Raw genomic sequence first — 25,508 nt, 5'->3', positions numbered from 1 at the left:
TTAAAAATATTTAACGGGATTTGTATTTAATTCTGATAAAATGATTGCAAAATTAGTGATTTTTTCTTTAAGAAAGTCAACAATATAATTTTTTGTATATCTTTCGCTTTCAAAATGCCCAATATCCGCCAAAAGCAGCTTGTTTTCGGCTTCATAAAACTGGTGATATTTTAAATCAGCAGTTAAAAAAGCATCGGCTCCTGCTGCAATTGCATTTTTTATGGCAAAACTTCCGCTTCCACCTAAAACTGCAACTTTTTTAATATCATTTGATAAAAATTGGCTGTGACGAATGCCACCACATTCCATTTTTTCTTTCACAAATTGTAAAAAATCGTTTGGTTTCATAGGATGTGCCAATTCGCCAATCATACCTAAACCAATATTCTGATGTTCGTTTTCTGTTTTGTAAATTTCATACGCCACTTCTTCGTACATATGATTAGCAAATAATGCCTTTAATATGTTATTTTGTAAGTGTTTTTCGAAAATTACCTCTATTTTAATTTCCTTTTCTATTTGTAAAATATGTTTTTGTCCAAGTACCGGATTGCTGTTTTCATTTCCTTTAAAAGAACTACTTCCAGCAGATGTAAAACTACAATTATCATAGTTGCCAATACTTCCTGCACCCGCTTCAAATAAGGCTTGTTTTACTTGGTTTTCGTTCTCCGGTTTGGTATAAGTTACTAATTTATAAATGAAATTTTGTTTAGGAATTAGAACTTTAGTATTCGATAAACCTAAAGCATCACAGAAAATTTTATTCACACCATTTTGATGATTATCTAATGCGGTATGAACAGCATAAATGGCAATGTCATTTTTTATGGCTTTGATAATCACTCTTTCTACATAATTTTTTCCTGTTATTTTTTTTAATCCAGAAAACAAAATAGGATGGAAGCAAACTACTAAATTACATTTTTTAGAAATGGCTTCTTCAATAACTTCTTCCAAAGCATCGTGACAAACCAAAATGCCAGTAATATCATTGCTGTGACCAACTAAAAGCCCAATATTGTCAAAGTCTTCAGCGTAAGCCAAAGGAGCCAGTTTTTCAAGATGTTTTGTGATTTCAGGTAATTGCATTTTTCGTTTTAGAAATTTTGTATTTTTCAAAGATAAAAAATGCAATTGATTTTAAATATAATTTACTTGAAATTTAATTCATTCGATTTTTGTACATTTGTTTATCTAATTCTATGGGATACTTTTGTAAATCATTATTTAGATAAATAATTATGATGGTAATACGAAAACTACTTTTTCCGCTTGGAGTTGTATATTGGTTAGTCACTTTTATTAGAAATTGGCTATACGATTTAGGTATTTTTACTTCAAAATCATATGATTTACCGATTATAGCAATTGGAAATTTAAGTGCAGGTGGCACAGGTAAAACGCCTCAGACAGAATACATTATTCGATTATTAAAAAACACTTATAAAATTGCTGTTTTAAGTCGTGGTTATAAACGAAATTCAAAAGGTTTTGTATTGGCAAATGATTTAGTTTCAGCAACCGAATTAGGTGACGAATCGTTTCAAATGTATTCAAAATTTCCTGAAATTTCCGTTGCCGTTTGTGAAGACAGACAAACAGGAATTGAAAACTTAATTTCGAAAAGCAATCCAGATATTATTTTGTTAGACGATGCGTTTCAGCATAGAAAAGTAAAAGCAGGTTTTTATATTTTGTTAACGTCTTATGATGACTTGTTTTCAGATGATTATATTTTACCATTCGGAAATTTACGAGAAAGTGCTATCGGTAAAAAGCGAGCCGATGTAGTTGTTGTAACAAAATGCCCTCAAAATATTACAGAAAAAAACAAAGATGAAGTAAAGCTTAAATTAAACGTAAATGTGCCCGTTTTTTTCACTTCAATTGACTACGATTCTAATGTGTTTAGTACAGAAAATAGTATTTCGGTTTCAGATATAATTTCTAAAGAAAAAATTATTGTTGCAGGAATTGCTAAGCCAAAATATTTCATTGATTATTTAAATTCTGGAACTGATAAAGTTATGATATATCCAGATCACCATAATTTTTCAGAAGCAGAAATTTCAGAAATAAGTGAACTTTCAAAAGATAAAATTATTGTTACTACAGAAAAGGATTTTATGCGTTTAAACGGAAAAATATACTCGAGTAACTTATTTTATTTGCCTATACAAACCAAATTCAACTCAGATAAAGAGCAATTTGATAGTTTAGTTACAAATTGGGTAAAAAGTTATACTAAGTAATCGCTTATTACGCTATAAAAATAGTCTGGATTAAAAGGTTTTGTAATTACTTCATTCATACCAAAAGATAATAACATTTCTTTGTTTTCGTTTAATGAAATAGCGGTTAAAGCAATTATTGGTGTTGTTTTGTCAAATTTTCTAATTTCTGCCGTAGCTTCTGTTCCGTTAATTCCTGTTAAATGAACATCCATTAAAACCAAATCAAAACTATTATTTTGCATAGCAATAATCGCATCTTCGCCATTATCAATAATACTGCAAATCATACCTTTGTTTTCCACCATTTTTTTAGTAATCATTTGGTTGATTTTGTTGTCTTCAACCAATAAAACGGTTTTGTTTTTTAAATTGTCGTAAGAAGTAACTTTCTTTTTCTCGTGATTTAATATAATTTCGGCATTTGATTTTCCGAAATTTAAATCGAAATACAATTTAGTTCCTTCGTTTTCTTTGCTTTCTAAATGAATTTCACTACCTAATAATTCAATAATTTTCTTAACGATAGAAAGTCCTAAACCAGTTCCGCCATATGTTCTGTTAATTTCTACAGAACCTTGAGAAAAACTATCGAAAATATTTGCGATTTTGTCTTCTGGAATTCCGATTCCATTATCTTGAATTATGAAATTTAAAGTTACCGTATCGTCTTCTTCTTTTATGGTTTTTACCGAAAGCGTAACTTTGCCGTTTTTAGTGAATTTGATGGAATTATTGATTAAATTTATTAAAATCTGAGATAATTTTGTTGGATCGCCAAGTAAATTTTTATGATTTTTTAAATCTAATTCTAATTTAAAATCAATATTGTTTTGTTCAATAAAACCATTGAATGATTCCCGAATATTTTGAATTAATTCTTCTAAATTGAAATTAATTTTTTCAATATGTATTGTGTTTGATTCTAGTCGATTAATTTCTAAAATATCATTAATAAAACTTAAAAGATAATTTCCAGAAAACTCTAACGATTTTAAATAATTTAATTGCGTTGATTTCGGGTTTTCTTGCAAGAGCAAATGCGTAATTCCGTTTATAGCATTCAAAGGTGTACGTAACTCGTGACTTACAGTAGATAAAAACTCCGAACGGGCATTTGAGGCAAGTTCGGCTTTTTCTTTTTGTTCGGTTAATTCTTCGTTTTTTTCTTGTAAAAGTTTATTCGTAGCGGTTCTAATTTTATTGTTTTTGTATAAAGAAAAACTAAATAAAGATAAAATGGCAATTAAGACAATGCTCATTATACTTATCAGTTTATTAAACCGAATGGATTTTAATTGGTCGTTTTTCTCTTTTTCCAGCTTTTCAACAATTTCTAATTGATTATCGTGTTCTTTTTTATTAATAAGTAAGTCGGTATTGGCTATACTTGAGTTATTTTTTATTTCATTTAACGTTAAAAATTCTTTCAAATAAAAATTGGATAATTTATAATCTTCTTGTTTTTCACAAATTAAAATAAGGTTATTTAAAATTTTCTTTTTTGAAATGCCTACTGAATTATTTTCTACCAATTTCAAAGCTCTTTTAGAAAAATCTAATGCTTTTTCAAAGTCTTCTTGTGTGTAGTAAATTTTACTTAGCTGATATAGCGCTTCAATTTTACTGGGTTCAATATCTCTGCTTGTATTGGCAATATTGTCAAATACAAGAATGGCTTCTTCTAATTTATTGTTGGCTTTTAAAGTTAATCCTTTCTGGAGTTCAATTAACACTAAAGTATTGTTAGAATTGATTGAATTGTATATTGAATACGATTTGTTGAAGTATAATTTTGCAATCTTAAAATTTCTTTTTTCTAAGTAAAGAGTTCCTAATGCGTAGTTGATTTTAGCGACTTTAGAAGTACGAACTTGATTGATTTCATAGTAATTAGAACATTTTATGAAGTTAATAATGGCTTCATTAAAATTGTTGGTTTCTAAATACAAGCTTCCTAAAAAATAATAGCAATCGTATAGCTTTTCATTATTTTTATATGCTTTAGAATACTCAATAGCTTTCTGAGTGTACTTTATAGCGTCTTTTGAATTGTATTTTTCTTCAAAAGAATAATTGGCTAATTCTAAAAAATAGGTAATGCTGTCAGGTTTGTTTTCCTTTGTCTGAGAAAAAGTAAATAGTGAGAAAAAGGTAAGTAGAAAAAGGAGTTTTTTCATTATTTAGTATTCGAAACCTATAATTAATAATGTTAAAATTAGTATTTATTTTTCGATAAAAAAAGAATTAAATCAATTATACGAGAAGAATATCCAATTTCATTATCATACCAACCTACTATTTTTACCATTTTGTCAATTACAGAAGTTAATTGCGCATCAAATACACATGAATTTTTATTGCCAATAATATCAACGGAAACAATTGGGTCTTCGGTATACGCCAAAATGTTTTTCAATTCGTTTTCGGATGCGTTTTTAAAAGCTAAATTAATTTCTTCAATAGTAACTTTTCGGTTTACATTAAAAGTAATATCGGTTAACGAACCATCTGGAACAGGAACTCGAATTCCACATCCGCCAATTTTTCCATCCAATTCTGGAAAAATTTTTGTTATTGCTTTTGCAGCGCCAGTTGAAGTTGGAATTATAGATTGCGAAGCTCCACGCGCACGTCTTAAATCTTTGTGTGGTTGGTCGTGCAAACTTTGGTCGGTAGTGTAGGAGTGAACCGTGGTAATATATGCCTGCTCAATACCACACAATTTTTGAATAATTTTAAGCATGGGTGCTGCGTTATTCGTAGTGCAGCTTGCATTAGAGATAATGGTTTCCGAACCATCTAAAATATGTTCATTAACACCTAAAACAACTGTTTTTATTTTTTCGTCTTCAGGAGGTGCGGATAAAATTACTTTTTTCACTCCAGCTAAAATATGTAAACCAGCGGTTTCTGAAGTTTTAAATTTTCCAGTCGACTCAATTACAAAATCGATATCTAGGTTTTTCCAAGGTAATTTAGAGATATCACTTTCGTGGAAAAATTGAAATTTAAAATCGTCAATTAATAACGTTTCGTTTTCAGTTGAAATTGAATGTTGTAAAACACCGTGAATGCTATCGTATTTCAATAAATGACTCATAGTTTTTATATCTGCAATATCATTTACAGCAACAACTTCTATATTTGGATGATTGAGTAATAATCGGAAAACATTTCTTCCAATTCTACCAAAACCATTAATAGCGACACGTATTTTCAAATTTTTATTTTTGTAATTATTTTTAATTTTGCCTTATGCCTTAAAACTAATGAATATGTTTTTCAGCATGATAAGAAGAACGGACTAACGGACCACTTTCTACATGAATAAAACCTAATTCTTTTCCAATTTTTTCGTATTTTTCGAATTGCTCTGGTGTGATGAATTCTTTTACTGGTAAATGTTTTTTACTTGGTTGTAAATATTGACCAATAGTAACCACATCTACTTTTGCGTCTTTTAAATCGTGTAAAGTTTGAATAACTTCTTCTTCTGTTTCTCCAAGTCCAAGCATAATTCCAGATTTTGTTCGGTTCAAACCTTGTTCTTTTAAATATTTTAAAACGGCTAAACTTTTATCGTATTTTGCTTGAATGCGTACTTCACGAGTTAATCTTCGTACCGTTTCAATATTATGTGATACTACTTCGGGTGCTACTTCAATAATTTTATCTAAATGTTTTTCACTTCCTTGAAAATCTGGAATTAGCGTTTCAAGAGTTGTTTTCGGATTCATTCTTCTTATGGCCTTTACAGTTTCCGCCCAAATAATGGTGCCCATATCTTTTAAATCGTCACGGTCAACACTTGTAATAACAGCGTGTTTTATATTCATAATTTTAATGGAACGGGCTACTTTTTCTGGTTCTTCCCAATCTACATTTTCAGGACGACCCGTTTTTACACCACAAAATCCACAAGAACGGGTACAAATATTTCCTAAAATCATAAAAGTTGCTGTTCCTTCCCCCCAACATTCTCCCATATTTGGACAACTACCAGAAGCGCAAATGGTATTTAATTTGTATTTATCAACCAAACCTCTAAGTTCAGTATATTTTTGACCAACGGGTAATTTTACACGAAGCCATTTTGGTTTTGGTGTAGGAGGAAATACGCTTTCTGTTGCCATAATTTGAATATAAAATCTACCGCAAATATACAAAACGCATTAAAATTAATTCCTATTTTAAATTGTTATTTTTCAATTGTAACATATCCCTAACTTTTGTTTAATTATTTTATTTTACTCTGTTTTTAGAATTATTTTTTCAAAAAAAAAACCACATAATGAACGTCTTATGTGGTTTTAAAATTTTAATAAATTTCAGCTTTTTTTATTCTGTTTCAAGCAGATTAATTTGAATTGGAAGTCTTTTTTCACTTCTTACTACTTCACCATTTACTCGCCCTGGTGTCCATTTCTTTTTCATTGATGTTAAAACTCTAATTGCTTCTTTTTCTAATGCTTTATCTCCTTTACTTACCATTCGAATATCCGTCATTGATCCATCTTTTTCTATGACAAAAATCATTTCAATAAACAATACCTCTTGATCAAAAGAATTTGGAACTTTATAGTTTTCAGCAATATACGTTCTGAACATATTAATTCCTCCAGGATAACTTGCTTCTATACCCAACACGCCTTTGTATACACTAGTGCCAGTTCCACTTCCTGGTGTAGTTGTTATGATTGGAGTAGAAGAAGTGCCTGCCGGATTTCCAACAGGTCCCGGATTTCCATGTTCGCTACCATTTGGATTGAATGGTGTAGAAGGATCGGGATTTTTTGGTTCAACTATAGGTTTTACTTCAGTTTTATCCACAACAACTGGTGGGACTTTATCTGGAGTTAGATTTAATTTTGGTTTATCGGTTCCTTTAGCTTGAATTGCTTTTTCAGTTGGAACTTTAGGTGTAAATTTTACAATTGTCACAATAGGTGGCAACACATTAGGTTCTGGTTTAACTATTGGTTTAGTATCAGGAGTCGTAAATGAAAACAATCCAATTCCAAAAGCTATAAATCCGAAAGTTAACAACATTGCTTTTATGGTAGTAGCGTCACTTTCTTTTCTTAATTGGTAAGCACCGTATGCTTTGTTTCTGTTTTCGAAAGCTATTTCCAACCAGTTTTCGTTTTGTACATTGAAGTTTGACATAATATATAGTTTTAAAGGTTACAACTTGTGTATAATTTAAACTATATGAAATAATCGTGCCAAAAAAACAGGTTTTGGACTAAAAAGATTAATTATTGTTATTTATTACTAATAATTTCTGCTAATAATTTTTTAGCACGAAGCAATTTTATTTTGATATTGTTAAGCGGTTCGTTCAATTGCTCGGCCATATCTTGATAACTCATTTCTTGAAAGTAACGTAATTGTATAACTTCCTGATAGGCAGGTTTTAATTGCTTAATTTGTTGTAGTAATTGCGATAAGTTTTGTTCGGTTATTAACTTGTCTTCAATGGTTGGTGTGTTGTCTAAAACTTGATTGGCTAAGCTATCTTCTTCACTTGTGATTTCTAAAAATAAGGTTGATTTTTTTTTTCGAAGTAAATCGATATGAGCGTTTTTGGCAATTGCAATTAACCAAGTATTAAATCCAAATTCAGGGTTGTATGTGCTTATTTTATCAAATGCTTTAGCAAATGTTTCTATTACTATATCTTCTGTATCCGTTTCATTTTCGGTACGTTTTAGCATATATCCGTACACTTCATTCCAATAAAAATCGAGAAGAAAAGTAAAAGCCACTTGATCGCCAAGTTTTGCTTTTTGAATGTTTTTGAGTATTTTCTCTTGTTTTACTTCCAATGTTCTGGTTTGTGTATCAAATTGGTAAAAGCTACTCGTATTTGAGTTATTAGTAAAATAATTTCAAAAATTGGATACCAAACAATAATATCTTTTTCTTTTAATTTAGATGCGCCATAACCAAAAACTATCCAGTTAAAAACGTATCTAAAACCTAATACGCTTGATACAATAATCCAATTATATTGGAAAGATAGTAAAATTACAGCCAAAACAATACAAGATAGTTGCGAAATAAAATATAATGCAAGTTGCAACTTATTAAATTCTTTATAATGTTTTTTGGTAGATGTTTCTTTTCTTTTCTGATTTAACCATTCTTTAAAAGTTGTTTTTGGTTCAGAATAGGTAAAGCTTTCTGGACTATAACAAATGGTTGTATTGCTTGCAGTTGCAGCTTCGTTAATGAACAAATCGTCTTCCCCAGAGCGCACTCGAATGTGATTAATAAATCCGTTTACGTTGAAAAATTCAGATTTTTTATAAGCCAAATTTCTTCCAATTCCCATATAAGGTTTTCCGATTTTTGCCCAAGAAAAATATTGGATAGCAGAAATTACTCCGTCAAAGCGAATTATTTTATTTAATACAGAACCTTTAATTTTATTATACGCACCATATCCTAAAACGATTGTTTTTTTGAATGAAAAGTGCGAGGTCATTTCTAAAATCCAGTTTTCAGATGTAATGCGACAATCTGCATCTGTAAACAATAAATATTCGTTTTTTGCAGCTTTTATACCTAAGGTTAATGCAAATTTTTTGTTTCCCCAAAAGGCTTCATTGTTTTTTACTTTGACTAATTTAACAAAAGAATATTGCTTTTCGTATTCTTCAAATAAGTCTAATGTTTCATCATTAGACGCATCATCAATAAGTACTAATTCGTAATTTGGATAATTTTGAGAAACTAAAATAGGAAGTTGTGTCACTAAATTTTCATATTCGTTTTTTGCCCAAACTAGTACAGAAACAGGTACGCTTTTTGGAGTTTCTTTCTTAGGTTTCAAAAATGAAAAACGGCTAAAAACAAACGATTGATAAACGAATTGAATGACAAAAAAAACTAAAAATGCTATAAAAAGTATAAATAATGTTGTTTCCATGTATTTTTTAAAAGTTGTGCAAATTTACTCTTATTTGGTTACAATTTCAAGTTTAATTTTTATGAACAATTCGTAAATTAAATCACGTTCACTTCTGCTTCAATGCTAATTCCGTATTTTTCAAAAATAGTTTTTTGAATATTTTGCGCAACGTTCCAGATTTCATTTCCAGTCGCATTTCCGTAATTTACTAAAACTAAAGCCTGCTTGGTATGAATTCCAGCGTCACCAAAACGTTTGCCTTTAAATCCAGCTTGTTCAATTAACCAACCCGCAGGTACTTTCACAAGTGTTTCTGAAACTGGATAATGTGGCATATCTGGATAATTTGCTTTTGCTTTTTCGTAAACTTCAATAGGAACTATAGGATTTTTAAAGAAACTTCCACTATTTCCTAATTCTTTCGGATTGGGTAATTTACTTTCACGAATGGCGATTACGGCTTTACTAACATCTTGAATGGTAGGATTTTTAAAGCCCATATTTTCTAATTCTACATCAATAGCACCGTAGGACGTATTTAGTTTGTGATTTTTTTTAGTTAGTTTAAAAACAACTGATACAATCACATATTGATTTTTTAAATCAGCTTTAAAAACACTTTCTCTATACCCAAACTTACAAGCAGCTTTGTCAAAAGTGGTAATTTCTTGCGTGTCAATTTTCATCGCTTCACAAGAAACAAATGTGTCTTTAATTTCTACGCCATATGCTCCAATATTCTGAATCGGAGTCGCACCAACATTACCAGGAATTAAAGATAAATTTTCAATTCCACCATAGTTTTTTTGGATGCAAAACTGTACAAATTCGTGCCAAACTTCGCCAGCATTACCTTTTACCCAAACAAAATCTTCATTTTCATCAACCACTTCAATGCCTTTATTATTGATGTGCAACACGAATGCATCGACATTCTGAGTTAAAAGCATATTACTTCCACCACCTAAAATAAACAGTTTTTTCTGTTGATTTTCTTTTAAAACGATTGCTAAATCAGTAATCGAATTGACTTCGCAAAATTCCGTTGCAAACGCTTCAATGCCAAAGGTGTTGTATTTTTTTAACGATTTTTGTTGTACTATATTCATATAATTAAGTGAATAGTATATAATATTTTAATTTTATTTTCGAGAGCTTAGCCAACCGGTGGCTGAGGCTCTCGAAGTCACATTTTACTTAGATCTTATAAAGCTTTTCTCAACTCTTCTTCGCTAACAAATTCGTTTTTAAAGAATGATTGTTTTCCGTTTTTAACTACAATTACAACAGGTAAACCTTGATAACCTAATGCATTAAATAATGATTTGTTTTTATCAGCATCAATTCTGTGGATTATTACTTTATCCGCCATTTCTTTGCTCATTTTATCTAAATATGGCGCCATTTTTTTACAAGGTCCACACCATTCTGCATAAATATCAATTACAACCGTTTTATCCGAAATAAGTAATTTATTGTACTCTTCTTGAGTCATGCCAGACCAAACTGCATTGGTTTTTGGGTTTGCTTTTTCCCAAGCCATATACCCGCCATCTAGTTCGATAATGTTTTTAAAACCTAATTCTACTAGATGATTGGCTGCTTTTTTACTTCTACCGCCACTTAAGCAATATACAAAAACGGGTTTTGATTTATCTAAATTTGCGACTTGGGAATCAAAATCAGAGCCGTTCCAATTAGCATTTTTAGCATCTGCAATTTTTCCGTTAGCATATTCACCAGGTGTTCTAACATCTAAAATTTGTGCGTCATCCGTTTTTACAATAGTGGCTTTAAATTCTGTTGCATCTACACTTTTAAAGTTTTGACTATTGGTGCAACTTATTGATAAGATAATAATTGCTATTGCGATAATTGATTTTAAGTTATTCATTTTATAAAAATTAAAAAGTTTATTTGTTTTTGGTTGATATGCTTACGGTCTAATAATCAAACCATTTAAATATTAAATATTTTATAGCTTTTATGCGTCTGTTTTATAATGTTTTCCGTACGTTCAGGATGTGTGTCGGATATAAAAATTTGTCCAAAAACATCATTGTTTACCATATTCACAATTTGTTGTACTCTAAACGCATCTAACTTGTCAAAGATATCATCAAAAAGTAGAATCGGCAATGTTTTTGTATGTTTTTTGATGAAATCAAACTGCGCTAATTTCAAAGCAATTAAAAATGATTTTTGTTGTCCTTGTGATCCGAATTTTTTAACCGGAAAACCAGCGATGTTGAATAAAACATCATCTTTATGAATCCCACAAGTGGTATATTGCGTAATTCTGTCTTTTTGAAGATTTTGAGTTAGTAAGTTATCCAAATTTTCATCATAAAGTTGACTTTCGTATTCAATAGTTACTTTTTCGGCATTTTCTGAAATAACTTCATATAATTCTTGAAAAACAGGGATGAATTTTTCTAAAAAATCTTTTCTCTTGGTAAAAATTAGTTGTCCAAATTCCGATAATTGTTCGTTGTAAATACTCAAATTATCTGCATCAAAAACCTGATTTAAAGCAAAATACTTCAATAATGCATTACGTTGTTGTAACGTTTTCTGATAATTTATTAATGTGTTTAGATAAGTAGAATCAAAAGTAGAAATGACGTTATCAATAAATTTTCTTCGTGTTTCACTTCCTTCAATAATCAAATCTGTATCGCTCGGTGAAATAATCACAATAGGAATCAAACCAATATGTTCTGAAAATTTTTCGTATATTTTTCCGTTGCGTTTTAAAATTTTCTTTTGTGCTTTTTTGTAACTACAAATAATTTGTTCGTTTCGATTTTCTTTTTCGAAAATACCATCAATTACAAAAAACTCTTCACCGTGTTTAATATTTTGTGTAGATAATGGATTAAAATAACTTTTACCATTTGCTAAATGATAAATGGCATCTAAAATTGTTGTTTTTCCAATGCCGTTTTTTCCTACAATAGCATTTATTTTGCTTTCAAATTCAAAAGAATTTTCTGCAATGTTCTTATAATTTAGTAAAGATAGTTTTTTTAAAATCACGTTTTTTTGGTTAAAAGTGGCAAAAATTACACTTTCGAGTACAAATGTAAGTTCAATTTTTAAAAATATAAATAAAAGCACTTTTAAATTTAAATAAAAAGTATATTTTTGCACTTCTAATAAAATTTTAGTTCAATGGCAACATATAATAAAAGAGGTTATAAATCACCAAAACCTGAAGTAGAAAAAGATCCAGCATTTGATACAAGTGTAGATGAAATTAATGTAAACGAAAACGAAAGTACTACTGCTGGCGTGTTTAATGCGTTAGATGAAACAGCAAATAAAACAGAAGAGTGGGTAATAAGAAACCAAAAAGCAATTTTAGGAGTTATACTAGCAGTTGCAATTGGTACATTAGCTTATATTTTATATGATAAATATGTTGCAACTCCAAGTCAAGAAGAAGCGTTTAAAGAAATGAATCAAGCACAAATGTATTTTCAAAAAGCAGTTGATGCTACAGAAAAACAAGATTCTTTATTTAAATTGTCTTTAAAAGGTGGTGAAGGTAAATTAGGTTTCGAAGGAATTATTTCTGAATATCCGGGTACAAAAGCAGCTAATTTAGCAGAATATTCTGCAGGAATGGCTTGTTTACATTTGAAAGATTTCAAAAAAGCAATTGAGCATTTAGATAATTTTTCTACAAAAGAATTAAATTTACACGCGTTGGCTATCGGTGCAAAAGGTGATGCTAATGCAGAATTAAATAATAATGAAGAAGCGTTGAAATTATACGTTGAAGCAGCTAATGTAGATGAAAATGATTTTGTGACGCCAAGATTTTTATTAAAAGCAGCTAATATGGCAATCGTTTTAAAGAGAAATGATGAAGCATTAGGTTATTTAAAAACAATCAAAGAAAAATATGAAACTTCTCAAGAAGGAAGTACAGTTGATATTTTAATTGCTTCATTGGAAAAATAATGGCAACCGAAAATAAAAATTTATCTCAATACGATAAAAATACAATCCCAAACGCGAAAGATTTTCGGTTTGGGATTGTTGTTTCAGAATGGAATGATACTGTAACCGAAGGTTTGTATAATGGAGTAGTATCAGCATTAACAGATTGTGGCGCTTTGCCTGAAAATATAAATCGTTGGAACGTACCAGGAAGTTTTGAACTGATTTTTGGTGCCCGTCAAATGCATGAAAAATTAGACTTAGATGCTGTAATTGTTATTGGTTGCGTGATTAAAGGTGAAACCATGCATTTTGAATTTGTTTGCGAAGGTGTAACCCAAGGTATGAAAGATTTAAACTTACTTTATGATGTGCCGACTATTTTTTGTGTGTTAACAGATAATACGATGCAACAATCTATCGATAGAAGTGGAGGGAAACACGGGAATAAAGGTGTTGAAGCTGCTATTGCCGCAATTAAAATGATAGATTTAAATAAACGATATTAAACTTTAATAAAATTAATCAAAACAAAAATCACAGGTTCCCATTTTGGTAATCTGTGATTTTTTATTTTTAAAATAACTATTTTGTTATTAACTTTTACAAATTTGTATTTTTTGAGATATAAAAATAAGTATTTAATTTCTTAAATTTGTAACATAACCAATATAAAAAACAAAACAGATTAATGTCTGGAATTATTCAATTATTACCTGATCACGTAGCCAATCAAATAGCAGCTGGAGAAGTGGTGCAACGACCGGCTTCTGTAGTTAAAGAGTTGATTGAAAACGCTGTTGATGCCAAGGCAACCGAAATTAAACTTATCGTAAAAGATGCTGGAAAAACACTTATTCAAGTTGTAGATAATGGCTTAGGAATGAATGTTACCGATGCGCGATTGTGTTTCGAACGTCATGCGACCTCTAAAATACGTAATGCGGAAGATTTATTTGCCTTACATACAAAAGGATTCCGAGGTGAAGCATTAGCGTCAATTGCTGCAGTCGCTCACGTAGAATTAAAAACCAAACAAGATCAAGAAGAATTAGGTATTCATATCATCATTGAAGGTAGTAAAGTAATTACACAAGATGTATCTGTTTTGCCAAAAGGAACTTCATTTTTAGTAAAAAATTTATTTTTCAATATTCCTGCGCGTAGAAATTTTTTAAAATCCGATAATATTGAACTAAAACATATTATTGACGAATTTGAACGCGTAGCTTTGGCTCATCCTACTATCAGCTTTACGATGATTAGTAATGGAAGTGAAGTGTTTAATTTACCAAGTTCTAATTATCGCCAGCGAATTGTAAATATTTTCGGAGGAAAAACAAATGAAAAATTAGTTCCGGTAACTGAAGAAACGGAGATTTTGAAAATTACAGGTTTTGTAGGAAAGCCCGAATTTGCTAAGAAAAACAGATCAGAGCAATTTTTTTTGGTAAATAATAGATTTATACGAAGTCCATTTTTGCATCACGCAATTATGAATGCTTATGATGGCTTATTACGAGATAATAACCAACCTAGTTATTTCTTGTTTTTAGAAGTGCCACCGCATACTATAGATATAAACATTCATCCCACAAAAACAGAAGTGAAGTTTGACGATGAACAAGCATTATATGCCATTTTACGTGCGACAGTGAAACACAGTTTAGGCATGTTTAATGTCGCGCCAATTCTGGATTTTGAAAGAGATGCTAACTTAGATGTTCCGTATGATTATAAAGATAAAACGTTAGACACGCCAACCATTCAGGTGGATCGTTCGTTTAATCCTTTTGAAACAGAAAATGAGACTAAAAAATATTCAGGCTCGTCTGTTTCGTATACAAAAAACAAACAAGCTCAACCCCATTGGGAGAGTTTATATACCAATTTGAAACAAGACGCGAGTGAGGTTTCAGTTGATGCTTTTGAAACCGATTTAGTTGCTAGTACATTATTTGACGATAAATCAACAGAAAGTCAGACTTTACTATATCAATTCAATAGAAAATATATTATAAATAGCATTAAATCAGGATTATTAGTTATTCATCAAAGTAGGGCACATCAGCGTATTTTGTACGAACAATTTTTAACAAACATTACCATTCATCAAGCTTCAAGTCAACAGTTGTTGTTTCCTTTAGAAATTCAGTTTTCGAGAGATGAGATGCTGTATTTAAAAGAAATTCAACCCAATTTAGAAGGTATTGGTTTTGCTTTTGAAAAAATGGGATTAGATGTGTTAATTATTTCGGGTTTACCCGCTCAAATTTCCGAATCAAATGTAACCGAGATTTTACAAGATTTGATATACAATTTACAAGAAAATGTACCAGAAGATAGTTTTTCATTAAGCGATAGTATTTCTAAATTTATGGCAAAAAGTGTAGCGATAAAATCGGGAAAATATCTAAACACTATTGAATTAGAAAATATTGTAAATGGTTTATTTGCATGTAAAGATCCCAATGTTTCGCCATTTCAAAAACCTATATTTATTACATTAACCACAGAAGATTTAGATAAAAGATTTTAAGTATGTTCAATAATATGACACCGGTTGTAAAGCAACTATTAATAATAAATGTTTTGGTTTTTATATTGAGTCAAGTACTGCCTCAAAATTACGAAACGTTATCTTTGTTTTATTTCGAAAGTGAAAAGTTCCGCTTTTGGCAGCCTTTTACACATATGTTTATGCATGCGTCTATGCCAAATTTAATGCATATTTTATTCAATATGTTTGCATTGGTTTCTTTTGGTTCCGCTTTAGAACATTATTGGGGCGGAAAGAAATTTCTGTTTTTTTACTTTTCTTGTGGTTTAGGTGCCGCTTTTGTTCAAACAGGTATGAATTATTATGAAATTCATCAAGTTATAAACGAATTAGGATTAACTTCTCAAGAAATGCAAATTATTTTTGATACGCCCTTAAGCGATGTGTTTAATTCGGCAGGACAAACTACAGGAAAAGTAAATCAGATTTTAAATGATGTAGATTGTACACAAGTTGAATTTGATAAATTATCTTTAATTTATGGAAGTTGCGTTGGTGCTTCAGGAGCCATTTACGGTTTATTAGTAGCATTTGCTTTTATGTTTCCAACGGCAGAATTAATGATGATGTTTATTCCAGTGCCAATTAAAGCAAAGTTTTTTGTGCCAATTATTGTTGGTTTAGATTTGTTTTCAGGCGTAACCGGTTTTTCAATATTTTCTGGAGGTGGTAACATTGCGCATTTTGCTCATATTGGCGGTGCTTTAACTGGTTTTTTATTAATGATGCTTTGGCGAAACAATAAGTTCACACATACCAGGTGGAATTAGGTAGAAAAGTGAAAAGTAAAAAGTAATGCGTTAAATGAGTATTTTAAACCAAATAGAACAACATTATAAAAGTAGTGATGCAGCCCAAAAGTTAATTTTTATTAATATTTTGGTGTTCATTCTTAGTGCTTTGTGTTTTAGTTTTGTTTTAAATCAGTTTCAATATCCAAGCTGGTTGGCTTTGTCATCTAATTATAAAGATGTTTTATGGTTTCCGTGGACATTATTTACTTATGGTTTTTTGCATTCCGAACCAATTCATTTATTATTTAATTTGATTTTTTTGTATTACATAAGTACGCTGTTTTATACTTTTTTTACGACCAGACAGTTTTTAACAGTTTATTTTTTAGGCAATTTTTTCACAGGATTAATTTTTGTAACGTACGGATATTTATTTAATTATTATAATTTAATAGTTGGCGCCAGTGCATCTATAATGGCTATTTTTATCGCTGTTGCTACATTTGCACCTAATTATTCGTTACGATTACCTTTAATTGGTTATTTGAAAATTTGGCATATTGCAGTTTTTTATATTTTTATTGATGTAGCACAATTATTAACTGAAAACAGAGGTGGTCATATTGCACATTTGTCTGGTAGTGTGGTCGGTTTTGTTTTTTCTATGTTAATGAAAAAAGGAATTGATATAAGTTCAATTTTTACATTTAATAAGAAAAAAAATAAAACATTTAAAAAAGTTTATAAAAATAAACCCGTAAAAAAGTATCAATCAGTTCGTGTATCAGATGTGAATTTCAAACAACGACAAATTGATGAAATACTCGAAAAAATTAGTAAATCGGGATATGAAAGTTTAACCAAAGAAGAAAAAGAATTTCTTTTTGCAGCCAATAAATAGATGCTAAAAAAAATATCATTTATTTCAAAAACAATGTTGTTTTTTAATGTAATAGTTGCTATTATTACATTAATGGCTTACTTATTACCATTTTTAGCACCTAAATGGTTTCCTTTTTTGAGTGTGTTAAGTTTGTTTTTACCTTTTTTCTTGGTGTTGAATTTATTGTTTTTTATGTATTGGTTAATCCAATTAAAAAAATATATTTTCGTTTCTGGATTGGTTTTGCTATTAGGAATTACATTTATAAATAAGTTTTATAATTTAAAACCAACCAAATTGCCAAAATCGGAAAATGAGTTTTCTATTATGAGTTATAATGTTCGTTTGTTCAACAAATTTAATTGGAACAAAAAAGCGAATATACCTACTAAAATTGCTGAGTTTGTAATCGAGAAAAATCCAGATATTTTATGTGTTCAAGAGTATTCGAATCTAGAAAAAACACAATTTTTGAATTACAATTACAAACACGTTTTTAAAGAAGGTAAAAACATTATCGTAGGAAATGCTATTTTTTCTAAGTTTAAAATTATAGATAAAGGTGTTATTAATTTCCCAAATTCTACAAATAATGCTGTTTATGCCGATATTATTAAAGACAAAGATACGTTGCGAATTTACAGTATGCACTTGCAATCAATAAAAATTAGTACCGATATTGAAGAAGAGGAAATTCAGAAAATGAATGAATCTAAAACCAAATATATTTTTAGAAAAATCAGTAGTGCATTTACCAAACAACAAGAGCAAGCCTTATTGTTAAAACAGCATTATACGGTTTGCAAGTATAAAAAAATTATTTGTGGCGATATGAATAACAGCGCCTTTTCTTTTGTATACAGAACCATAAAAGGACCTATGCAAGATGCGTTTGAATCTAATGGAGAAGGTTTTGGTAAAACCTATAATTTTAAATATTATCCAGCTCGAATTGACTATATTTTTGCAGATAAAAACATTCAAATAAAAAGTTTTGAAACGTTAAATGATTTTTATAATAGCGATCATTTTCCTTTAATTTCAAGGTTAGAAATTAAATAATATCCAGATCATATTTGTTTAAAAGCCCACTTAAATTCTCATTAGAAAATTTAGTTTTACTTAGTTTATTGTTTTCAGGATGAATTGAAAAATGAAATGCAGAACTGAAGTCTGTTTTTTCTAAATTAGTGGCGTCAAAAATAGATTTTGATAAATCGCAATTCTCAAATTTAATTCCAGTAAGTGTCGCGTTTGAAAAATCAATATCTATGACTTTTGAATCTTTAAATTTTGAGTTTTTTAAGTTCATTTTGAAAAATGAACAAACTTGTAACATACAAGAATCGAAATAAACTTCAAATAAAAAGTCATTACAATATTCAAATTGCATTCCTAAAAGGGTGCATTTCTGAAAAGTTACTTCTTTGAAAGAAGTTTGGCTGATAATTGGTGCTTCAAAATTACAATTAATAAACTCGCAGTTTGTAAATACACTTTTTGAAAGCGTTGTTTTAATAAAAGTACAAGAATCGAAAACACAGGTGTCGTATTCTGCAGTTTCAAATAATTCGTTTGAATAATTTATTTTACTAAACGTACTATCTAATATTAGTTTCATAACCAAAGGAATTGTTAAAATGACAAAAGAAATTATTTTATTTTTCTTCTGTTTTTTTTCGTTCAGCTATCCATTCATTTAGACGTTTTCCGTATTTAGATTTAGCTACTTTTGGAACCAACATTTTATTGATTGTGTCTAATAATTTAATATTTGCATCTGGAATTTCACTTAAAGCAATATATGGCGACACCTCATATTTTGGATTAATTAGAGCGAAATTAGCAGTGTATAAATATTTTCTTATAGTTAATTTATCGCGTTTGTTTTGAATTTCTTCTGTTACTGTTGCTTTATTTGCGGTTTTGTTTTTTAATTCTTTTTCTAATAAATCTAAGTTTTCATCATTTAATTTTGACTTAATTTTTAAGAATTTTTCATAGACTTTTTGATTTTCAGAACCTGTAATTTTTGCATTGGAATAAAAACCTTCTAAAGTTGTTTCTATTGTCATTTTACCAGGTTCTGCGAAAAACTGAATGCTATTATCAATAGATTCGGTAGTTCCTCTATCTAAAGTTAAATATAACATTTGAGGTTCGTCTAATTGAAATTTGGTGTCAAAGTTAGATTTCCCAGAGATTATTATACTATCTAAAATTACTAAATTTGTATCATTTAGTTTATGAATGTATAGTTTTCCTTTTTTTAATCCGTCTACATTCCCGGATATTTCTAAGTTTCCAGTTTTATTACTTTCTGTTTTACTACAAGCTACTAAAATGGTAACTAAAAGTATTGTAACTATTTTTTTCATTTTACGGATGTTGATTTCAATTTATATGAAGTGCAAAGAAAATAAAAAATCCTCAAATTAATAGTAATTTGAGGATTTTATATTAGTTGTTCTAATTTAATTAGCCTTTTAACCAAGCATTTTTTATAGCTTCTTTTGTTTTATCAGTCGCCATAAAACCCGATTTTTCTTCTTTAGGCAAATTAATTTTACCTTTTAAAACTAATTCTTTTCCATCTCTTATTACAGTTACTGAAATAGCATCACCGTCTTTCCAAGATTCGCTTGACATAATTAAATCGTATATATTATCTAAATTATATTCTTTGTCATTAAATGCTTTTAACACATCATTACCTTGAATTCATAAAGTGGTCATAAAAATATTATTGCTAACATCTTCTAAGGCTTTAATTTGTTTTGTTGCGCCATCAACTGTAATTAGAGGTGTTCTCCCGTCTTTAAGAAATGGATTTCCAGTAGCGATGGTTTTACCTTTTGTAACGCCCATTTTAGCAAAAAACACATCGTAAGGAATTGGAGTTTCACCAGCAACGTATGTATTTAAAAATTCTCCAATTTGCGGATATGTAATTCGAGTAATTGTAGCAAATAATTCTTCATCTTTAAATGGTTTGTTGCTTCCAAATTCATTAGATAAATCTTGCATTAAACTTAAAATTCCTCGTTGTCCGTTGCTTAATTCTCTCATTTGAATATCAATACACATAGCAATTAAAGCTCCTTTTTGATATACATTTAAGTATTGGTCTTTATAGGGTTGTTCCAAAACATTTTTACTCATTTTTGTAAAACTCATTTTGTCATTCATAGCATTTGCCTCCTCAATTTTTCCATTCATTCTTTTGTAGAAATCTTCTTCGGAAATTAATCCTTGATTTACTTGAAATAAATTTGCGAAATACTCTGTAATTCCTTCATACATCCATAGATGTTCAGACATTTGAGGCTTGTTGAAATCAAAATAATGTATTTCTCTTGAATGAACACTTAATGGTGTTACAATATGAAAAAACTCATGCGAAACCACATCTTTTAATTGTTCTTGTAGCGCTTCTAAAGGCATCATTTCTGGCATTACAACTGTTGTTGATGTCATATGCTCCAAAGCACCAAATCCTTTCGCGTCTTTTGCTGCCATATCTGAAAGATATAACAAAACCGTATATTTTTTATTGGCGTTAAATTTACCTAAGAATTTTTTTTGAGCTCTCATAAACTTTTCAGTTTCTGGAGTAATATCAGCTGCTTTATACTTCCCATTTGGAGAATAAACACTAATTACAATATCCATTCCTTCTACATTAAACGCCGTATAATCTGGTTTAGAATACATTATCGGATTGTCTACTAAAGCGCCATATCTTTCTGCGGTAAAGCTGTCAATTTCATTACTTGAATTGGTATCAATTAATGAAGTCGCACCCCATAAAGTTGCAGGGTGTTTTATTTCAACAGTATATGGGATTTCGGATTTTCCTTCAAAATAGCCCACAAAACCATGTGTGTTAAGCATAAAGTTTTCTCCAGCTTTAATGTTGGTTCCAGCAGGTGAAAATATGTCATCACTTTCGCCAAAACCAGCTCCGCCTTCTGTGTCGAAAGTGTCACTAACATTGTAGGTTACTTTTGCTAATTTGGTTGCTTCGTAAATCGTATATGAATTCTCATCCATTTTTGCAATTTTTAAAGGATTTCCTTTTTGGTCAAAAGCTTTAACATTATCCACAAATCTTCCATAATTGTCTTCAGAATAGGTTCCTGGAACAATTTTTGGAATGTTAAACGTGGTAGTTTCAGTTGTTATTGTTGGATTAATTATTGTAACTTTTACTTTATCGTCAGTTACATTTACTAAATCAATACTAACAGACACATCATTTTTTACAGTTGAAGTAACATTAGATGTTTTGCAACTCATTAAAAAAATGCCGCAACCAAGGGTAAGAAATACTTTTTTCATTTTTATATTATTTTTTCTATAGAATAAGTAGTAAAAAGTGTAAAATTGTTACAAAAAAAAATCCTGTCGTGATTGGTATCAGACAGGATTTTTATTAATCGAATTTATTTTTAAAATAATATTTGCTATCTAAATCGTCAATATCGTCATCTAAAACATTGGTTTTAAATACCTTTGGTTTAGGTTTTCCTGCTGCAACTTTCTTTTTCCAAAGTTCAAAATTATCTTTAGAAAGTTTTTTTCGCATAATTTCCGTTACCTCGCTTTCGGAAATACCAAATTCTTCTTTAATTACTTCAAAAGGCTTTTTTTCCTCTTGAGCCATACTAATTACACGTTCTGTATCTTCGTAATTTAGTTCAATCTTTTTACTTTTTTTCATTAGTGAAAAGCATAATTTGTTAATTATTCTATTTTATTTTTAATTTATTATTCAATATTATTAAAAAAAATATTTTGAAGCAAAAAAATAGTTGCTTTTTTTAAAGAATTTTTCTGAAAGTTAAATTTATTCTTGGGTTTTTGGGTTGAGTGGCTTTTGGGATTTGATGTTTATAATGAACTTGAGCGCCATTTTTCATTACCAATAAACTACCATGTTCTAATAATAAAGATTGCTTGAACTCTTTTTTCGTATTGTGCTTTATTTGAAACATTCTTGCTTCTCCAAAGCTTACAGAAGCGATAACGGGATCTCTGCCTAATTCCTTTTCATTATCGGCATGCCAACCGTTGCTGTCTTTTTCGTTTCTATAAAAATTTAGTAATACTGTTGTAAAGTGATCGTTTATAGTACTTTCAATTTCTTCTTTTATGAAGGTTAAAGCACTATTAAATGGATGAGGTTGCATAACAATATTCGAATATCCATAGGATTTTCCTTCATTGCCATATAGAGCTGTTAATCTAGGTTGGGCTATTTTTTTCCCAAAAATGGTTATGTTATCTTGTTGCCAAGCTATTTCTTTAGATAGGGTTTCTAAAAATAAATCGGCTTTTTCTTTAGAGAAAAAATTTGGATAATAAATAAACTCGGCATCGGGTAAATTTAAAAATATGGGTTCTTTGTTAAATAAATTAAGCATAAAAAAAGCGATGAATTCACCGCTAATTTATTGCTATTTTTTGATATTAGTGTTCCTTTTTTGAAAAATTAAGATTCATTATTACAATAGCTAAAATAATTAATAGTATTCCACACCATTGCCAAACGACAACTTTTTCATTTAATATTAAGAAAGCCATTATTACCGATACGGGTAATTCTAATGAAGCAACGATACTACCTAAACCCAAACCTGTTTTTGGAAAACCTGCATTTAATAATATAGGTGGAATAATCGTTCCAAAAAGCGCTAAAAACAGGCCGTAATTTTTAAAAATCTCAAAGTTTAAAGAACCAACTTGTGTAAAAGCAGAAAAAGTAAATACAATTACTGCACCACCTAATAGCATATACAAACTTCGTTGTGCGGATGAAATTCCCAAAGCTACTTTATTTGCAGTAAACATTGTTGTAGTAAATGAAGCTGCAGCTAAAATCCCCCAAAATATTCCTCTCCAATCTAATTGAATCGTAAATTCGTACAATTTTGTGGCTAAAAATGTTCCAAATAAAACAATAATTACCGAAATTATCTTTTGGGTAGAAGGTCGTTTTTTATCTAAAATCCACTCCAATAAAACACCCATCCAAACGGTTTGCATAAGAAGAACAATTGCTATTGAAACATCAATATATTTTACACATAAGTAATAAAATACACTTGTCATTCCTAATGAAGTTCCTGCAACCATTAGTTGAAAAATATTTTTTGAGCTGGCTTTTTGAACTTTTTCTTTATTAACTATTTTTTGGAATAAATTGATGAAAAGTATGCCAATAATTCCATAGATAAATTGTGAAGAAGTTACTTCAGCCGTTGTGTAACCGTCTTTGTAGGCTAATTTAACAAATGTAGCTAACATGCCATAACTGGTAGCACCCATTGCAACAAGAAAAACACCCTTTAATATGTTATTTTTCATTTTTTTCTTTTAAAAGCTTCAAAGGTAGTTAGAATTTATGCATTTATTTTTTTCCGTCTTCAACCAAATCTTTAAGATGAATTCTAAGGGCATTTACGGATATGCTAATTTCCCAAAATGAAATACCTAATGAAATAAGTAACGACAATAGACTGATGCCAAAAATATAAATACCTATAGTTTCATAATTTAAAAACAGTAAAAACATCGCGAAAACGGATAAAAACAAACACAATACGCCAAAAAGTTGCATGTATCTAATTAGTGTGATTCTTTGGTTGAGGTTTTTAATTTCAACTAAAATAGATTTGTTTTGGTCTTGGTCGTAATTTTTCTTCAAACTTCGTACAATTTGAGCAATCGTTAAAAATCTATTGGTATAAGCTAATAAAATTAATGATGTTGCAGAAAATAATAAAGCCGGAGTTTCTATTGAAAGATTCATTAAATGTAATTTAAAATAATAAAGTTTAAAGATACTTTTTTTATCTAAAACATTGTGTAACTTTTATCTCGTTTTTTCGTCTTACATGTAATTAAATTCAAATATTTATTTATTTTTATGAAAAAGCTTATTCTAAATTTCTTGTTTTCAACTTGTTTTGTACTTTTTGCATTTGCTCAAGATACCACAAAAGTAAAAAAAGACGATATTCAAAAAGAAAATCAGATTGAAGAAGTTAAAATTATTAAACAAAAAAAAGCCATTGAGCAAAAACCAGATCGAACTATTTTTAATATCTCGGATCAGCCGAATTTAAACTCGGGAACTTTAATGGAAACCATCAAGCAATTGCCAGGTTTAATTTCTTCAGATGTAGCAGGAATGATGTATCAAGGAAAACAATTAGAAGTTTTTTTAGATGGAAGACCATTAAATATTTCAAGCGCAGAATTGAATTCTTTTTTAGAAGGAATGCCCGCTAATTCTGTAGAACGAATTGAAGTAATTACGCAACCAGGTGCTGAATTTCCTGCTACATCCGGTGGTGCGATTTTAAATATTATTACAAATAAAAACGCAAAAAAATACTTAAGTGCGACTTATACGAGTAGTTCGGCTTTTAATACATACGATACTACACGATATAGAACGTATAATAGTGTGTTGTTAAATGCTAAGAATAAATATTTCGGGTGGCAATTAAATTTTGGACAAAATTATCGTGAAAACGCCACTTGGTCTGAATTTTTAAATACCAGTTCTAACACTATTTTATCAAAAGTAGAAAGTGATAAAATTAATAGATCGCAATTTTTAAAATCTGGAATTACATTTGATATTAATAAGGATAGGTTGTTGTTAAATTATGATATTAATCTGGCAAATAGCCACAGTGAAACAGAGGGTTTTGGACTCGGATTTGTTACATCAGATAAAGGAAAATCTCATAATACTCGACAAGATGCTACAATAACGTATCAGAAAAGATTTGATGATAAAAGTCAAAAATTAGATTTTGTTTTTAATTATAACAACAATAAAAATGATTTCAATTTGTTTTCAAACGTTTTTAGAAATGCAGTTTTAGATAATTTTTCGAATCAAAATTATTACAATGGAAAATTTGACTATTCACAAGGCTTACAAATTTTAGATGAAGGAAAGGTTAGTTTTGGTGCCTTGTACGAAAAACTTCTTTTTGAAGCTGAAAATTTTGGTAGCATAAATTTAGACTATCAAAGAACAACGGCTGCTACTTATTTAGAATTTCAAGCGAAATATAATAAGTTCGATTTTATTTTAGGTTCCAGAGCTGAAAAATATGAAATCAACGGAAAAACAAACACTGCAGATTTGATTCCGTTTGACCAATTTAGATGGTTTCCAAACGCTACGGTGCAATATAATTTGTCACCA

At 29.6% G+C, this 25,508-nt stretch carries 26 protein-coding genes; 8 read left to right on the top strand and 18 right to left on the bottom strand.

Features of this window, described 5'->3' with window-relative positions; translation table 11 throughout:
- Complete coding sequence (locus ACIQZ1_RS01715; protein WP_396158462.1) at window positions 1–1,092, bottom strand: Nif3-like dinuclear metal center hexameric protein; 1,092 nt, start codon at window positions 1,090–1,092, stop codon at window positions 1–3.
- Between the two features lie 152 nt (window positions 1,093–1,244).
- On the opposite strand from ACIQZ1_RS01715, the gene lpxK reads away from it, so the two are divergent.
- Entirely contained in the window at window positions 1,245–2,255 is a 1,011-nt protein-coding gene (gene lpxK / locus ACIQZ1_RS01710; RefSeq protein ID WP_396158460.1) for a tetraacyldisaccharide 4'-kinase, read from the top strand.
- On the opposite strand, the gene ACIQZ1_RS01705 is transcribed toward lpxK, so the two are convergent.
- From ACIQZ1_RS01705 to recF, 9 genes are all read right to left on the bottom strand, one after another.
- Window positions 2,243–4,414 (bottom strand): ATP-binding protein, encoded by a 2,172-nt coding sequence (locus ACIQZ1_RS01705; protein WP_396158458.1) that lies wholly within the window; start codon window positions 4,412–4,414, stop codon window positions 2,243–2,245. The two genes, lpxK and ACIQZ1_RS01705, sit on opposite strands and share 13 nt — an antisense overlap.
- 38 nt (window positions 4,415–4,452) lie before the next feature.
- Entirely contained in the window at window positions 4,453–5,457 is a 1,005-nt protein-coding gene (gene gap / locus ACIQZ1_RS01700) for a type I glyceraldehyde-3-phosphate dehydrogenase (RefSeq protein ID WP_396158456.1), read from the bottom strand.
- Window positions 5,458–5,503: 46 nt separating this feature from the next.
- Window positions 5,504–6,370, bottom strand: a complete 867-nt coding sequence (lipA, locus tag ACIQZ1_RS01695) for a lipoyl synthase (protein WP_091309295.1) — start codon at window positions 6,368–6,370, stop codon at window positions 5,504–5,506.
- A gap of 205 nt (window positions 6,371–6,575) precedes the next feature.
- Window positions 6,576–7,403, bottom strand: coding sequence for an energy transducer TonB (locus ACIQZ1_RS01690; protein WP_396158454.1), 828 nt, complete (start codon window positions 7,401–7,403; stop codon window positions 6,576–6,578).
- 98 nt (window positions 7,404–7,501) lie between these two features.
- A complete protein-coding gene (locus ACIQZ1_RS01685; protein WP_396158452.1) occupies window positions 7,502–8,065 on the bottom strand; it encodes an RNA polymerase sigma factor in 564 nt (187 codons plus the stop codon).
- Window positions 8,056–9,171: a glycosyltransferase gene (locus tag ACIQZ1_RS01680; protein WP_396158450.1), complete on the bottom strand. Its 1,116-nt coding sequence runs from the start codon at window positions 9,169–9,171 to the stop codon at window positions 8,056–8,058. The genes ACIQZ1_RS01685 and ACIQZ1_RS01680 overlap by 10 nt, the downstream gene beginning before the upstream one ends.
- Before the next feature lie 77 nt (window positions 9,172–9,248).
- A complete protein-coding gene (gene murB / locus ACIQZ1_RS01675; RefSeq protein WP_396158448.1) occupies window positions 9,249–10,262 on the bottom strand; it encodes a UDP-N-acetylmuramate dehydrogenase in 1,014 nt (337 codons plus the stop codon).
- 95 nt (window positions 10,263–10,357) lie between these two features.
- Window positions 10,358–11,047, bottom strand: a complete 690-nt coding sequence (locus ACIQZ1_RS01670; RefSeq protein WP_396158446.1) for a thioredoxin domain-containing protein — start codon at window positions 11,045–11,047, stop codon at window positions 10,358–10,360.
- Window positions 11,048–11,112: 65 nt separating this feature from the next.
- Entirely contained in the window at window positions 11,113–12,192 is a 1,080-nt protein-coding gene (gene recF / locus ACIQZ1_RS01665) for a DNA replication/repair protein RecF (RefSeq protein ID WP_396158544.1), read from the bottom strand.
- Between the two features lie 135 nt (window positions 12,193–12,327).
- Between recF and ACIQZ1_RS01660 the strand changes: the two genes are divergently transcribed.
- The 6 genes from ACIQZ1_RS01660 (at window position 12,328) to ACIQZ1_RS01635 (ending at window position 18,340) form a co-directional block, all read left to right on the top strand.
- Window positions 12,328–13,122, top strand: coding sequence for a hypothetical protein (locus ACIQZ1_RS01660; protein ID WP_396148333.1), 795 nt, complete (start codon window positions 12,328–12,330; stop codon window positions 13,120–13,122).
- A complete protein-coding gene (gene ribH, locus ACIQZ1_RS01655; RefSeq protein WP_396158443.1) occupies window positions 13,122–13,610 on the top strand; it encodes a 6,7-dimethyl-8-ribityllumazine synthase in 489 nt (162 codons plus the stop codon). The genes ACIQZ1_RS01660 and ribH overlap by 1 nt, the downstream gene beginning before the upstream one ends.
- Before the next feature lie 182 nt (window positions 13,611–13,792).
- Entirely contained in the window at window positions 13,793–15,640 is a 1,848-nt protein-coding gene (gene mutL / locus ACIQZ1_RS01650; protein ID WP_396158441.1) for a DNA mismatch repair endonuclease MutL, read from the top strand.
- Between the two features lie 14 nt (window positions 15,641–15,654).
- Window positions 15,655–16,431, top strand: a complete 777-nt coding sequence (locus ACIQZ1_RS01645; RefSeq protein ID WP_396158439.1) for a rhomboid family intramembrane serine protease — start codon at window positions 15,655–15,657, stop codon at window positions 16,429–16,431.
- A gap of 34 nt (window positions 16,432–16,465) precedes the next feature.
- Window positions 16,466–17,296: a rhomboid family intramembrane serine protease gene (locus ACIQZ1_RS01640; protein ID WP_396158437.1), complete on the top strand. Its 831-nt coding sequence runs from the start codon at window positions 16,466–16,468 to the stop codon at window positions 17,294–17,296.
- A complete protein-coding gene (locus tag ACIQZ1_RS01635; protein ID WP_396158435.1) occupies window positions 17,297–18,340 on the top strand; it encodes an endonuclease/exonuclease/phosphatase family protein in 1,044 nt (347 codons plus the stop codon).
- On the opposite strand, the gene ACIQZ1_RS01630 is transcribed toward ACIQZ1_RS01635, so the two are convergent.
- The 8 genes from ACIQZ1_RS01630 to ACIQZ1_RS01595 all read right to left on the bottom strand — a co-directional run bounded on the left by ACIQZ1_RS01630 (window position 18,333) and on the right by ACIQZ1_RS01595 (window position 24,092).
- Window positions 18,333–18,899 carry a pentapeptide repeat-containing protein gene (locus ACIQZ1_RS01630; RefSeq protein ID WP_396158433.1) on the bottom strand — a complete coding sequence of 189 codons (567 nt, stop codon included), beginning with the start codon at window positions 18,897–18,899 and terminating at the stop codon, window positions 18,333–18,335. The two genes, ACIQZ1_RS01635 and ACIQZ1_RS01630, sit on opposite strands and share 8 nt — an antisense overlap.
- A gap of 37 nt (window positions 18,900–18,936) precedes the next feature.
- Window positions 18,937–19,656, bottom strand: a complete 720-nt coding sequence (locus ACIQZ1_RS01625; RefSeq protein ID WP_396158431.1) for a DUF4369 domain-containing protein — start codon at window positions 19,654–19,656, stop codon at window positions 18,937–18,939.
- Between the two features lie 100 nt (window positions 19,657–19,756).
- On the bottom strand, window positions 19,757–19,984 hold the full coding sequence (locus ACIQZ1_RS01620; RefSeq protein ID WP_396158429.1) for a hypothetical protein: 228 nt from the start codon (window positions 19,982–19,984) through the stop codon (window positions 19,757–19,759).
- A 15-nt stretch (window positions 19,985–19,999) separates the two neighbouring features.
- Window positions 20,000–21,619, bottom strand: a complete 1,620-nt coding sequence (locus ACIQZ1_RS01615) for a peptidase M61 (RefSeq protein WP_396158427.1) — start codon at window positions 21,617–21,619, stop codon at window positions 20,000–20,002.
- 94 nt (window positions 21,620–21,713) lie between these two features.
- Window positions 21,714–22,001: a TIGR03643 family protein gene (locus ACIQZ1_RS01610; RefSeq protein WP_396158425.1), complete on the bottom strand. Its 288-nt coding sequence runs from the start codon at window positions 21,999–22,001 to the stop codon at window positions 21,714–21,716.
- Between the two features lie 100 nt (window positions 22,002–22,101).
- Window positions 22,102–22,704, bottom strand: coding sequence for an alpha-ketoglutarate-dependent dioxygenase AlkB family protein (locus ACIQZ1_RS01605; RefSeq protein WP_396158423.1), 603 nt, complete (start codon window positions 22,702–22,704; stop codon window positions 22,102–22,104).
- Window positions 22,705–22,750: 46 nt separating this feature from the next.
- Window positions 22,751–23,647: an EamA family transporter gene (locus ACIQZ1_RS01600; RefSeq protein ID WP_396158421.1), complete on the bottom strand. Its 897-nt coding sequence runs from the start codon at window positions 23,645–23,647 to the stop codon at window positions 22,751–22,753.
- Between the two features lie 43 nt (window positions 23,648–23,690).
- Entirely contained in the window at window positions 23,691–24,092 is a 402-nt protein-coding gene (locus ACIQZ1_RS01595; protein ID WP_396158419.1) for a DUF2721 domain-containing protein, read from the bottom strand.
- Between the two features lie 117 nt (window positions 24,093–24,209).
- On the opposite strand from ACIQZ1_RS01595, the gene ACIQZ1_RS01590 reads away from it, so the two are divergent.
- The coding region (locus tag ACIQZ1_RS01590; RefSeq protein WP_396158417.1) for a TonB-dependent receptor plug domain-containing protein at window positions 24,210–25,508 on the top strand (1,299 nt) is incomplete at its 3' end.

The sequence above is a fragment of the Flavobacterium sp. genome (assembly GCF_044341185.1).
GTDB lineage: Bacteria > Bacteroidota > Bacteroidia > Flavobacteriales > Flavobacteriaceae > Flavobacterium.
Note: the sequence above shows the minus strand (reverse complement) of the source record. Positions and strands in the feature narration are given on the sequence as shown.